Origin of the sequence: Mesorhizobium sp. M0802 (assembly GCF_040320115.1) — a bacterium.
Lineage (GTDB): Bacteria > Pseudomonadota > Alphaproteobacteria > Rhizobiales > Rhizobiaceae > Mesorhizobium.
This window is the reverse complement of the sequence record NZ_JAMYOY010000019.1, coordinates 18,199-30,624: the sequence shown is the minus strand read 5'-3', so window position 1 is coordinate 30,624 and position 12,426 is coordinate 18,199. Positions and strand designations below refer to the sequence as shown.

The window sequence follows — 12,426 nt, the reverse complement described above, 5'->3', positions numbered from 1 at the left end:
AGGGCCAGCGACGCCCAGAGCTGGTATTTGCCGAGGTCGTCCGCCGCCTTCCTGGTCAAGACTTGCAGCTCGATTGACGCACTTTCGACGGCCATGTCGCTCGAGAGTAGGGTCGATCAACGGCATACCCAGTGGAGCATTCCAGGTTATGATCGAACGGGCAGGCGTACCCTGGAACCTTTGCGCTATTCGCAGGTCAGATGGGGACTATCGCGAAACGTGAGGTGCTTCCGCGTACAGGAACACCGGCACAGGACGTGTGGGATCTAAAATTGCTTTTTTGGTAGCTCGGTCCTTCGGGCCTCGTGGCGGAGGGCCGAGTTGGGAGCCTCTGAGAAACAAGTGATCCGAGCGTGATCCGGGCCGAGGTCGAGGGCCGCCCTGACTATGAGAGAGGAGCGCTGGTGATACCGACATCGTAAAACTCCGCACGCTTTTGGGCCGCCATCACATAATCCTTGTTGAGCAAAACAATATGCTGGGCGCGTGGCTTCTCATTCTCCGGATCACGAAGCAAGCCAAGTCTTTTTAAGACGTAAAACAACATCGCTAAGCGAACCGACAGGCCGGCTTTGCCACCTTGCATGCCGTAGTCTTTCGCGACCACAGCCTTCTGGCTTTCGGTCAGCTGCGGATGCGGCGTGATCTCCACTGTAACGTGCTCTTGCCACAGAACGTCGTCTTGCCCACTCGCTCCGCTTGGTCCGGGGGACCGCACGTCAAGAATGCGCGGCAGCAGGAAGTCTTTGAATTTTTCATCGATATGGCAGTAGGCACGCGCGTGCCAACGAAACCCGTCATAACCGAAGGCATGGGGAGACATCCGCCGCCATACCGGATCGGTCCGGATGTCGCTCATGGATTGGTAAAGTACCTCTATCGATTTTCCCCCGCGCATGGCATCGAGCACAGCGCGCAACCCAATGGGCTCGACCTCCCGGTGCGGAGTGAGGGCTATGTCCGTATCTGGGCGGTAGCCGATCCATGATTCCGCTGGCTTCGCCAATCCCTCCGCAAGCGAGCGCAGGCGCGACAGATAAGCATCCGAATCGGGTTGCAAAAACTTCGGCTTGAAATTGAGCGACGCGACATAGCGCTTGGCGCTCTTGTCGTAGTCCACATTTCCCGGCGCCCGTTCTTGATAGAGCGTCAAGTCCTTGGACGCCTGCGGCACCGACACGCCGAACATATCGATGATGTCCTTCCGGCGGACGCCGCCCTCCCAGAACAGGCGGAATTCTATGAATTCCAGCCTTTGTTCGACGCCCCACCGGATGCCGGTCACTTCATTATTCATTGCAAGCCTCGCCGATGGGGATAGAAACTATATTGACAGCCAAACACGATCCGTATAGTAACTTAACCCAAGCATAAAGAATCGTCAATTAAGAGGAGTGCGTAGCATGAGCCGCGACCACGTAAGTCACGCGGACCTGGTTCGTTTTGCCGACGAACGGGTGAACCTTAAGCGCGATGATGCGGCGGATTTGCGCGCTCAGGCGAACCGGTTGCGGGACCGCCTGGAGACTTATCTGGCAGACCACCCTGACTTTGCACTGCGCAAGATGATGCTGTCCGGAAGCCTCGCCAAGGGCACGGCGCTGAAGTCGATCAGCGATATCGACGTGGGCTGCTACGTTTCTTCCGACTCGGCCCCGGACAAAATCTCAGACCTGATCGACTGGCTGGCAAAGAAGCTTGAAACGGCGTTCCCGAACTTCAGACCCGAGCAGATCAAGCGCAAGACCTATTCCGTCGGGGTCCATTTCATCACCACCGGCAACGAAGTTGACATCGTCCCCATTCTCTATGCGGGCGATCCGCAGTGGCGCGGCGACCTTGTTTCGCAGGACACGGGCGAAAAGCTGATGACGAGCGTGCCGATGCACCTCGAATTCATCCGCAAACGCAAATCCGCCAACGACAAGCATTTCGCGCAGGTCGTGCGGTTCGTGAAGTTTTGGAGCCAGCTTATCAAGCAGCAGGACGAAAATTTCCGGTTCAAGTCCTTCATGATCGAGCTGATCGTCGCCTATCTCGCCGACCGCGGCCTTGCGTTGAACGACTATCCGTCGGCGCTGGGGAAGGTCTTCGCCTTCATAGCCAACGGCGACTTCGAAACGGCCATCGCCTTCTCCGATTACTACAACCCGGCAATTTGCGCGGCGACGGGCGCGCCCGTCCGAATCTGGGACCCTGTCAACAACAAGAACAACGTCAGCGCCCTCTACACCCAGCAGAACAAGGAGAAGATCGTCGAAGCCGCTCTTGATGCGGGTGACGCGATCGACTCGGCGCTGCGCGCGATCACCAAGGGCGAGACCGTGCGCTACTGGCAGAAGATTTTTGGCCCGACGTTCAATGTGTGAGGCAGTATGAGCTCCTATTCCATCACCGATACCGAAGCCTTCACGATCGCCCATGCCCGGCGGATCGCATCGAAGGTTGCCACCGACCTGCTGCGGTTCCAGTCGCTGTATAACGGCGTGCCGTCGACGGCCTTGATCGACAACTACGAGAAGGAGATCGTCGAGTATCTCCGGCACGACGTCGTCGAGTCCGTGACATACGGCTTCAAGCGTGACGGCAAGTGGACCGAGGCCGCCGTGCGCTATCGCGCACTGGCTGGCGGCATCCTTGTCTCCGACGATGATCCGGGCAAGATCAGACCGCGTCTTGACGTCGCCGGCGGCACCTTCACGTCCTTCCTCGTCCACAACAGCAACTGGTCGAACAAGACCGCCGCCGAACGTCAGGCGATCGAGAACGCCTGCCCCTTTCAGCGGTCGTCGGGCACTGAGCCGCCGCTCGAATCGGGTTATTGGACCGACGATCTCAACTACATTGCCGGCGGTCGTGGCCTCGGCCGCAGCACAGTGAGGAAGATATGAGCGACGCCATTTCAATTGACGACCTTTTCGACCGCCGTCTCGATTTCCCCGACATGGGGGCCGCGCGGCGGCTTGCCCGGCTTGTCGGCATAGATGAAGCGAAGACGCGCCTCGCCAAGGTTCTCGGCGTTCTCGTCAATCCTGCCGGGCCGCGCGAGTGGGCCGAAAAGCACCATAAGGGCGCGTCCGTCGCGCTCGACTATCTGGAGCGGCGCCCGCCACTTGTCATTCTGGCCGGCGACGTGGGAACGGGAAAAACAGCGCTCTCTGAAACCGTCGGCGACGCGGTCGCACGACAGGAGAAGATCGGCGTCACGCTCTACCCCTTGTCCCTTGCAACGAGGGGCAGCGGCAAAGTGGGCGAAATGACGAAGCTGCTGTCGGCGGCTTTCGATGCCACGCTCCTTGCGGCGGAAAAACTCAAGCGTTCGTCCGGGAAGGCATCGGGCGGGATCATCTTTCTGGTCGATGAGGCCGATGCCGTTACGCAGAGCCGTGAAAGCGCCCAGATGCACCACGAGGACCGGGCGGGCGTTAACGCGTTTATCCGCGGCGTGGACCGGCTTGCCGAGAAGCAGTTGCCGGTGGCCGTCGTTCTTTGCACCAACCGTTTGTCGGCCATTGACCCGGCCGTGCAGCGGCGCGCTGCGGAGATTTTCGATTTCGACAGGCCCGGCGACAAGCAGCGCCGCGCCGTCATCGAAGACCCGTTGACAGAGCTGGGTTTCAACAAGGCGCAGATCGATCAGATCGTGAAGCTGACCGGCGGCGAAAAAGACACCGTTGGTTACACATTCTCCGACCTGACGCAGCGCCTGCTGCCCACACTCATACTCGATGCCTATCCCGACCGGCCTGTCCGGTTCGAGCGAGCCCTTGAGATCATGCAGGCCATGAAGGCCACGCCGCGCTTCCGCGACGGCAAGACGACGTGACCGCAGCTTTTACGGAGGACCAGTCTTGACCCAAGCTGTTATCGTCGCCCGCGATGGAGCGGCCTATCAAGCCCGCCTTTTCTGGCAGAAGGCGGCGCTGCTTCTCGATCCCCACGGCCCCGTCGTAAAGGTCGGCTTCGAAAGCGGCGCGAACGGGTTTGATGACATGTGGGTCGAGTACGACCCGGCTCTTCTCGATCAGGAAGGGCACCCGCTACGCCGGGAACATGTCCAATGCAAATGGCACGTCAGCCCCGACAGCTACGGCCATGCCAGCTTGGTTGATCCGGCATTTCTCGGTGCGACGGCGCGGTCTCATTTGCAGCGCGCCATCAAGGCGCAGCGCGACCACGCGCCTGATGGCATGGGCACGCGCTTCCGGCTCGCTAGCAACTGGCGTATTGATCGCGCCGACCCGCTGCGCGCGCTCGTCAACGAGCGGTCGCACACCCTTCGTGTCGGCATGCTTTTCGGAACCGCCACCGACAACAGCGGCATGGGTCGGGTGCGCAAGCTTTGGCGAGAACACCTCGGTGTCACGGACGACGAACTGCGCATCCTCGCGCGGACTCTCGCTTTTTCGGAAACGTCGGAATCGCTGGACGGGCTGCGCGAGCTTCTCGACTTGCATTTCCGGGCAGTGGGGCTGAAACGTAGCCCCCTGAACGAGAGCGCCTTCATCTATGATGAAGTGGTCTATCAGTGGGCTGCGCAGGGCCGCCTGGAATTCACGCGCGCGAATTTCCGTGGCCACTGCGAGAAAGAAAGCCTGATCGGCGAGCCCGGCGAGGGGCGTCCGCGGGTTTACGGCGTCAAGTCATTCGAGCATGCAACCGACCGTCTGGAAGACCGCTGCTCCAAAGTGCTCAACCTTGTGCCGGGTTTTGCCGATCGCCAGATACGGCCGGACTCGGACTGGCAGGGGACGCTGTATCCGGCGCTGAAGACCTTTCTTCTTGAAGCTGCGCGCGAGAGCGAACGGATCAGGCTTGTCCTCGACGCCCATCTGACGCTTTCATTCGCGGCAGGTTCGGTCCTCAACATCAAATCGGGGCGCCTCATCGAGCTGGAGCAACGCACGACGGGCCGCGCGATCTGGGCTCCTGATGACCAGCCTCTCGATAACGCCTGGCCGGGATGGGCCTTCAGTGAGCACGACGGCAAGCCGGAGGGAGGCGGGATAATCGTCACCGTGAGTCTCACTCATGACGTAGCCGCCGCGGTGTCCAGATACGCGGCCGTGTCGCTGCCCGCAGCGCGCGCGACGCTTGACGCGCGGATCGCGACGACGCCTGGGGCCCGCGCCGTCAGCTGCGGCCGTCACGCATTCGAGCTGGCCGAGTCTCTGGTCGCCAAGATTAAGGCTCTCCGTGACACTGCGCCGGGGCAAAGGATTCATTTGTTCATGGCTGTACCGGGGGCCTTTTCATTCTTCCTGGGCCAGCGCGCGACCGCTATCGGACCACTCACGCTTTATGAGTTTGATTTCGATGGCAACAGCGGGGGTAGCTACGAAGTGTCGCTGTCCTTGCCGGTCACGGTGACGTAGGAGACGAAGCGCCGCTCCCGCTCAAGATCGTCATCGCGCCTGCGGCAGCGCTCGCACTCCACCGGGGAGAAGCGCGGCGGTTATGGCGGATTTGATCCATTATTCTTTGTGCTGCGCGACATTGTGGTCGCGTCTCTCGAGAGCCGACGACGTCATGCCAGGACGAGACACCCTCAACCGATTCTCTGGCATGATCCCAGTCGTGAATATCAAACCGACCCTAAATAGACCGCAACGCCTAGCGGCCTTCCCGCCTGTCGCCGGCGACTTGGCGGCAAATCTGCTCCTGTGAAGCAACGCGGGAGGCGAACGATGGAGCTCTTTTGTGGACTGGACGTGGCGATGGATGAGAGAGCGCTATGCGTCGTCGACGATCATGGCGTGGTGCAACTGTGACGACGGCGGTCACGGATCTCGATGCGCTGTTTGCGGTGCTGAAGCCGTTTCTGCCGAGCCTGCGCCGCGTTGGCCACGAGGCAGGATCACTGTCGCCGGTCTGCATCCGGAACTGAAGAAACTCGGCCTGCCGGCGATCTGCCTGGAGACGCAGCACGTGCGCGGTGCGATGTCGGCGCAGCGCAACAAGACTGACAGGGCTGATGGACTCGGCATCGCCCACATCATGTGCACCGGCTAGTTCCGCCAAGCCTACATCAAGTCAGAGAGCTGCTACCGGACGAAGCTTCTGCTGATGAGCCGGCGCAATCTGAAGGCCAAGTTTTTCGACCTGGAGAACGCCATCGGGCACTCGCTGAAGGCATTCGGCATCCCCTTGGCAAGGTCGGACGCGCGCTTTCGAGCAGACGGTTCGCCAAGCTGTGGCCGACGATCCGCTGTCGGCCAAACTGATGGACGCCATGCTGTCGGCACGCGCGGCGATGCCGGCTGCACGATCTCGTTGTGAAATGGTGGCGCGCAGCGAGCTGTGTCGACGCTTCATGGCGATCCTCGGCGGCGGCCCGGTGACGGCACTTTCCTTCATGACGGCTATCGACGATCCGTCGCGCTTTCGCCGCTCGCGCGACGTCGCGGCCTACTTCGGGCTGACGTCGCGGCGCTGGCAGTCCAGCTCAACGATCGACATTCAGGGATGGATCTCCAAGGCCTGTGACGCGGACGTGCGGCACGCGCTCTACGAGGCGGCGTCAGGTTTGATGACGCGCTTCAAGGGTAGGGACAAGGTCAAGACTTGGGGCCAGGAGGTCGCCAAACGCTCCTGCCACCGCAAGGCTTGTGTCGCGGTGGCGCGCAAGCTGGTGGTGATCATGCATGCGATCTGAGCGACGGCACGTTCTATGTCGGCGATCCGGCTGCGGGCGAGGCCGACGCCGCGCAACGCGCCCACATCAAGGATCGGCGCCTGCTCGGAGCGCATCGATGAGCGGCGCGACGGCGGTTGAAACGCATGGCGCCCTCACGCTAACAGACGCCATCTGACACAACGAGATCCGCCCCGGCGGATGAGAACCGATGCAGACCAGGAGCGACGAAACGCACGTTATCTTGCCTGCGGCCGCGCTGACGAACAGTCGGCCGAACCGCGCCGGATTGCCTGTGACGCTGCTCCGTCACTCCGATGGAAAAATGCGCCACGACGGTTCGAGCGCTGCAACCATGCAGCCGAACCACACCGTCGCAGAGCGCGGAAGATTGCACGGCGTATCGGAACTCAACGGTCAAAAGCGGAATCGTAGCGCAGAGAATAGATTCGCATATTATCGTAGATGTAAGGATGGACGACGATGGTTACAAAGTATCGCAAAACACAACCGATTGAGATGGCAAGATAAAAGGGCGCACATTGCGCCTCGGTTTTGTGGTTGTTATTGCTGGATTTTCTGGTGCGTTGGCACATTGCAAGACAGCAGCGCAATGTGTGCGGAACGCCCAAGCCGTTGTATCTGCGTTCTCTTTCCCACATTGCAAGATCGCGCCATGGACGATGAGCGCGAGTTTCGCATTCGGCCCGGTCGCATTCGCTCGACCCGTGCCCAGCAGGTCCGGCCGTTTATCGCACAGGCATTGGCGGCGGCGAAAAAAGCAGGGGGCGGCATTCGCGCTCGGGCCGGATTTTTCACGGCAATCGCTCTCGGTTTGGTCACGGTCAGCGCGCCAGCATCCAGGCCAATCGCTTCATTACCTCGCGTTCGCGCGGCGCCGTTATCAAGGCCCGCGTCGTTCGTCATTCCGTGCGCGCTACCCCGCTTGGTGCACATCTCATGTATCTGCGGCGCAACGGCGTGACCCGGGACGGGGATAGGGCGCGGCTGTTCGGGTCGGGGACCGAGAATACCGATGGAGAGGCCTTCGCCTCACGACCCAGTACGACCGGCATCACTTCCGCTTTATCGTCTCGCCAGACGACGCCCTTGAAATGCCGGACCTGAAATCCTTCACCCGAGATCTGGCCGGGCAGATGGAGAAGGATCTCGCAACACGGCTCGACTGGGTCGCCGTCGATCACTGGAACACCGAGCATCCGCCTGTCCATCTGATCGTACGCGGTGTGCGCGACGACGGCCAGTACCTGGTCATCATCTCGCGCGACTACATCAAGGAAGGAATGCGCGACCGGGCTCGCGACCGGATCACCCAGGAACTGGGGCCGCGCAGCGATCTCGACATCCGCCGCTCGCTCGAAAGACAGATCCAGTCCGAACGTTGGACGCAACTCGATCGCCAACTGCTTCGCGACAGCCGCGAGACCGGTGTCATCGATCTAGCCCCCCGTCCTCATAGCCGACCGGACGACTATCACGCGCTGAAGATCGGCCGTCTGCGCAAGCTCGAAACCTTTGGTCTGGCCGATCAGATCGGGCCTGGCCAATGGGTGATTGAGGACAAAGCCGAGGTCACACTGCGCGAACTCGGCGAGCGTGGCGACATCATCAAGCGCATGAACCGTGCGCTGGGTGCTCAAGCGTCGAGCGCGGATCAACGAGTTGCGTTCTGGCGGCGGAAAGTCTTAACGCGCCCATCATCGGCCGTCTGATCGAACGCGGGCTTGACGACGAGTTGAGTGGCGCAGCCTATGTGTTTGATCCCGAGCTTTGATGGTGCATTGTTTTCTTTCGAATGGAAGGAGGCACTATGGGCCAGGTTCTACACGACAGCACCACGACGACAGAGGCAGTCCGTCGAGCAATACAAAATAGTCAAGAGAGCCTGAGAGCGCTGGCGAAGCGCTACGGCATCAATCAGAAGACGGTTAGGAAGTGGAGGAACCGGACGTCGGCCGCCGATCTTCCGACTGGCCCCAGAGATCCGAAGTCGACAGTGCTATCGACTGAGGAAGAGGCGGTCATCGTCGCCTTTCGGCGTTATACGCTGCTGCCACTGGACGATTGCCTCTATGCTCTCCAACCGACGATCCCGCATCTGTCGCGGTCATCCTTGCATCGGTGCCTGCGGCGTCACGGGATAGGCAGGTTGCCGGATGTCGAGGGCGACAAGCCGGCAAGGAAGAAGTTCAAGGCCTATCCAATCGGCTACTTCCATATCGACGTCGCCGAGGTGCAGACGGCTGAAGGCAAGCTGTAGCTCTTCGTGGCCATCGATCAGACGAGCAAGTTCGCCTATGTCGAACTGCAAAAGTGGGCCACCAAGATGATCGCAGCCGAGCTCTTGCGCCACCTCATCCCGGCGGTTCCCTACAAAATCCACACGTCCCTCACCGACATCCAGTTCACAAACCGCGAGCAGGACCGCACGGCCATGGAGCACATCTTCGGGCGCACCTGCCGGGAAGACGGCATCGAGCATCGCACGACCAAGGTGAAGCATCCTGGACCAACGGACAGGTCGAAAGGATGAACCGTACCATCAAGGAAGCCACCGTCCGACGCTTCCACTACGACAGCCACCAGCAGCTCGAAGCCCATCTCGCCGACTTCATCAGCGCCTACAATTTCGGACGCAGGCTAAAGATCCTGAAGGGCCTCACGCCATAAGAGTTCATCTGCAAAATCTGGACAAAAGAGCCAAAACGATTCACGCTCGATCCTATCCAGCAGATGCCGGGACTAAACACCTATGCCGTGGTCGATGGCAGCGACGGGCGCACCCATCACATCAAGCTTCCCGATCTGGAAGCCACTGGCGACAGCGCACCGGGATCGATTGTCGAGTTGCGCAAATTCGATGATGCTCGCGGTCAACGCCGGGCAGTGCTGGCAGTGCGCTCCGATCTTGGTGTGAATGAACAAGTTGGCGCATTGGGTGCGACCTGGCTCGACCGCCAGGCGATCGCTCGCGAGCCTGTCGCCGTGGCCGAAGGTGGCTTCGGCGCCGAGGTCCGCGAAGCCTTGAACAGGCGCGCCGAGCAATGGATTGAAGATCAGCTAGGAGCCCCGACGGTCGACAGTCGGCCAACTCTGGCATCCACGCATTGTGGGCGAAGGGCAATGTTGTCAGTTCAGGAGCCTCGCCGGAAATGTCGGTTTCTGGTGCAAAGCACGCATTGATGTGAGTGGAGGCGGAACCATACGAGATAATACGGGAAGGCCTTGGCCTTTGTGGCCTCGTCCTCCACGGCGCGGCGAGAGCCTTGGCCTTGCATCGCACAGAGGTGCGCCAAGAACTGCGGAGTCGGTTGCAGTTTCAGCAAGCGTCCTAACCCGCTCAACCGAGGAATTTATGGCCGCCGTCCACCTCTAGATTCTTGAGGCCGGCAGGGAACTCCCCATATCGAAGCAAGGCCCGCACTCAGCCCGCTGTCGAGCCAGCGCTGGCTTGTCAGAATACATTCCAAGCCTCTAATTTTCCGATATACTTGTTTCAGCGAGTGTGGGCGGTGTCGCTGACATGATTGATTCAGACGTGTTTGATTTTGTCGAACGCTGCAGGAAGCACACGGCAACCGGGCCGTTGCTAAATGATCTTCTTGAAACGGTCAGAAATCTCGGCTTCGAACATCTCATCCTGAGTGGTGTGCCACTTGGAGGGCAAAAGCTGGCGCCGATGGTTGAACTGAATGGCTGGCCCGCAGGCTGGTTCCAACGTTATGTCGAGGCCGAGCATGCCGCCGTTGATGGCGTCTGCATATACTCGGCGAAAACCCTGAAGCCGTTCCTTTGGGCCGACGTCCCCGCCAAATGGTCCGATACGGAAGGTTCGCGACGCGTTGCAAGCGAAGCGACAGAGTTCGGCATCCTGAGCGGTTTTGCCGTGCCAATGCTCAGCGTCCATCATTGGCAGTCTGTCTTGTCATTCGCCTCCTCTGCCAAGTCCTGCACGCTCTCTCCGCGACAGCAGGTGCAACTGGTGACGATGGCGGTATACGCCGGCATGTCGATCCAGGCTCTGTCAAATGACGACGACGGCGATGAAGGTATGCTGTCGGATCGCGAAAAGGAGGTGCTTTTGTGGGCTGCGGCAGGCAAGACTTCGTCGGAAACATCCCAGATCCTTGGCGTGACGGAGCGCACTGTCAAATGGCACGCTACGCGGGCCCGTGAGGCTTTTGGCGTCGCTTCGACCACGCAAGCCGTCGTCGAAGCAGTTCGCAGGCGTCTAATCCATCCCTGAACGTGTCAACTGTCCGATCGGACAGGTGACGTACTTTAGCGAGACTGCAACTATTCCCCCGAAGAACGATCGGGGGATCGCGCAATGATAGCTGCGCATGTCGTCAACGCGCATAACAAACATCTTTACGAAAACGAATTCGAAGAGTTTTTGCGCCGGCGGCACGACTTTTTCGTGCACCAGAAACATTGGCGACCTGCGAGCCCGGATGGTCGCGAGTTGGACCAGTTCGATACGGAAGCGGCAACCTATCTGCTGGGTATCGAAGACGGTCGCGTGGTGACCTCGGCTCGATTGATTCCAACGAGCGAGCCGCACATGGTCTCGGAGGTCTTTTCTCACATGTGCGAAAAATCGGGCGTGCCCAGGCGTCCCGATTGGGCCGAATGGACACGCACTTTCGTCGTGCCCGACAAACGCTCGACCGGTCTGCGGGGCACGCTGACTCAGCTGTGCTGCGCGGTGATGGAATACGCACTCGATGAGGGTCTCAGCGCCGTTGGCGGCATCCAGGAAACCTACTTCATGCCCCACCACGGCGCGCTCAAATGGCGGGCCGAGCCGATGGGCATGGCGAGGGAAGAAAGCGGTGAGTGGTACATTGTCGCCTATATAGAAGTGAATGAGGCGGCACTGGCAAGTGTTCGGAAGATCCTGGGCATAGGCCATTCGCTGCTGGTTCGTCGCGGCATTCAACGGCCATTCCTCGAAAGCAGCAAGAACCTGCTGCGCGTGCCTGCATAGTAACAATCGGCATCAGGAGAAAGCATGAGAACGGAGGCCATCTTCATCGCTGCAACTATCGTCGTTGGGCTTGCATCCGGCACACAGGCCTGCAGGTCACAGCCTCCGGATGCGCAAGCCAGTGTTGAGGCGGGCTGCGTCATGATGAAAGCAGGCGACAAACTCTACAACATCACGCAAGCCAGCCCGGAGCCGGTGGCAGTAACTTGCCGCAACATAACCGGATGATGTAGATACGTGCCAGCAGGGAATCTTCTGAAGGCCGCCTAATTAAAAACCTGACCCCGAGAAAGGCTGTCCCAACAAGAAATAATCTAGACAAAGTTTATCAGAGTATGCGTATTTACCCATGATGAATTTAGGTTAGAAAAACACAGCAGCGTAAGCAGGTTTTCGCTGAAAAAGTGTTATTCGCTGTGCGCTCTCGGATCTATGTGATGATTGATAGATATGCGGATATAGTAGGCATCCTCGAGGGCGCTGTGTCATCAGATGACATTGGCGCACATAAGAATTTCTGGCGTACGCTGACGCGCGATGAATTTGTCGCATACAAGGTATTTGGCAGCGTGGCACTGATTGCGCCGTCCAAGGTGGGCAATGGGTTTGACCCGGTAGAGTCAAACCTTGTCAAGGCGCTCGAAGCGCGCCAGCCTTTCGGGCGCGACGTTGGAGTTGCCGGAGCAACGTTCAGGAGAATGCCAGCGGGGCGCCCCGTTGTTTCTCAGGATCAGATCGATCGTGTTCGTGCATGGCTTGAGGCTGGAGCGCCAGCCTGATC

The 12,426-nt window shown here is 59.8% G+C and carries 9 protein-coding genes and 4 pseudogenes; 12 read left to right on the top strand and 1 reads right to left on the bottom strand.

Annotated features, from left to right (window positions below; all coding sequences use genetic code 11):
• Positions 1-385: 385 nt before the first annotated feature.
• A complete protein-coding gene (locus tag NKI10_RS23890; RefSeq protein ID WP_023806710.1) occupies positions 386-1,297 on the bottom strand; it encodes a BrxR family helix-turn-helix transcriptional regulator in 912 nt (303 codons plus the stop codon).
• Between the two features lie 106 nt (positions 1,298-1,403).
• On the opposite strand from NKI10_RS23890, the gene NKI10_RS23885 reads away from it, so the two are divergent.
• From NKI10_RS23885 to NKI10_RS23830, 12 genes and pseudogenes are all read left to right on the top strand, one after another.
• Positions 1,404-2,369 (top strand): CBASS oligonucleotide cyclase, encoded by a 966-nt coding sequence (locus NKI10_RS23885; RefSeq protein ID WP_023806711.1) that lies wholly within the window; start codon positions 1,404-1,406, stop codon positions 2,367-2,369.
• Positions 2,370-2,375: 6 nt separating this feature from the next.
• A complete protein-coding gene (locus NKI10_RS23880; RefSeq protein ID WP_023806712.1) occupies positions 2,376-2,891 on the top strand; it encodes an HORMA-1 domain-containing protein in 516 nt (171 codons plus the stop codon).
• The gene (locus NKI10_RS23875) at positions 2,888-3,826 is read left to right on the top strand and encodes an AAA family ATPase (protein WP_023806713.1); all 939 of its coding nucleotides are present in this window, start codon (positions 2,888-2,890) and stop codon (positions 3,824-3,826) included. Before NKI10_RS23880 ends, NKI10_RS23875 begins: the two co-directional genes overlap by 4 nt.
• Before the next feature lie 25 nt (positions 3,827-3,851).
• Positions 3,852-5,375 (top strand): SAVED domain-containing protein, encoded by a 1,524-nt coding sequence (locus tag NKI10_RS23870; protein ID WP_023806714.1) that lies wholly within the window; start codon positions 3,852-3,854, stop codon positions 5,373-5,375.
• Between the two features lie 312 nt (positions 5,376-5,687).
• Positions 5,688-6,756 (top strand): annotated as a pseudogene (locus NKI10_RS23865) (IS110 family RNA-guided transposase).
• Positions 6,757-7,310: 554 nt separating this feature from the next.
• Positions 7,311-8,408 (top strand): annotated as a pseudogene (locus NKI10_RS23860) (DUF3363 domain-containing protein); the annotation flags it as partial.
• 57 nt (positions 8,409-8,465) lie between these two features.
• Positions 8,466-9,406: pseudogene (locus NKI10_RS23855) on the top strand (IS481 family transposase); the annotation flags it as partial.
• Positions 9,407-9,772: pseudogene (locus tag NKI10_RS23850) on the top strand (DUF3363 domain-containing protein); the annotation flags it as partial. It lies immediately after the preceding pseudogene.
• 406 nt (positions 9,773-10,178) lie between these two features.
• Positions 10,179-10,901 carry a LuxR family transcriptional regulator gene (locus NKI10_RS23845; RefSeq protein WP_023806593.1) on the top strand — a complete coding sequence of 241 codons (723 nt, stop codon included), beginning with the start codon at positions 10,179-10,181 and terminating at the stop codon, positions 10,899-10,901.
• An 84-nt stretch (positions 10,902-10,985) separates the two neighbouring features.
• Positions 10,986-11,645 carry an acyl-homoserine-lactone synthase gene (locus NKI10_RS23840; RefSeq protein ID WP_023806594.1) on the top strand — a complete coding sequence of 220 codons (660 nt, stop codon included), beginning with the start codon at positions 10,986-10,988 and terminating at the stop codon, positions 11,643-11,645.
• A 24-nt stretch (positions 11,646-11,669) separates the two neighbouring features.
• On the top strand, positions 11,670-11,873 hold the full coding sequence (locus NKI10_RS23835; protein WP_023806595.1) for a hypothetical protein: 204 nt from the start codon (positions 11,670-11,672) through the stop codon (positions 11,871-11,873).
• Positions 11,874-12,082: 209 nt separating this feature from the next.
• Positions 12,083-12,424: a hypothetical protein gene (locus tag NKI10_RS23830; protein WP_050588946.1), complete on the top strand. Its 342-nt coding sequence runs from the start codon at positions 12,083-12,085 to the stop codon at positions 12,422-12,424.
• The last annotated feature ends 2 nt before the right edge of the window (positions 12,425-12,426 follow it).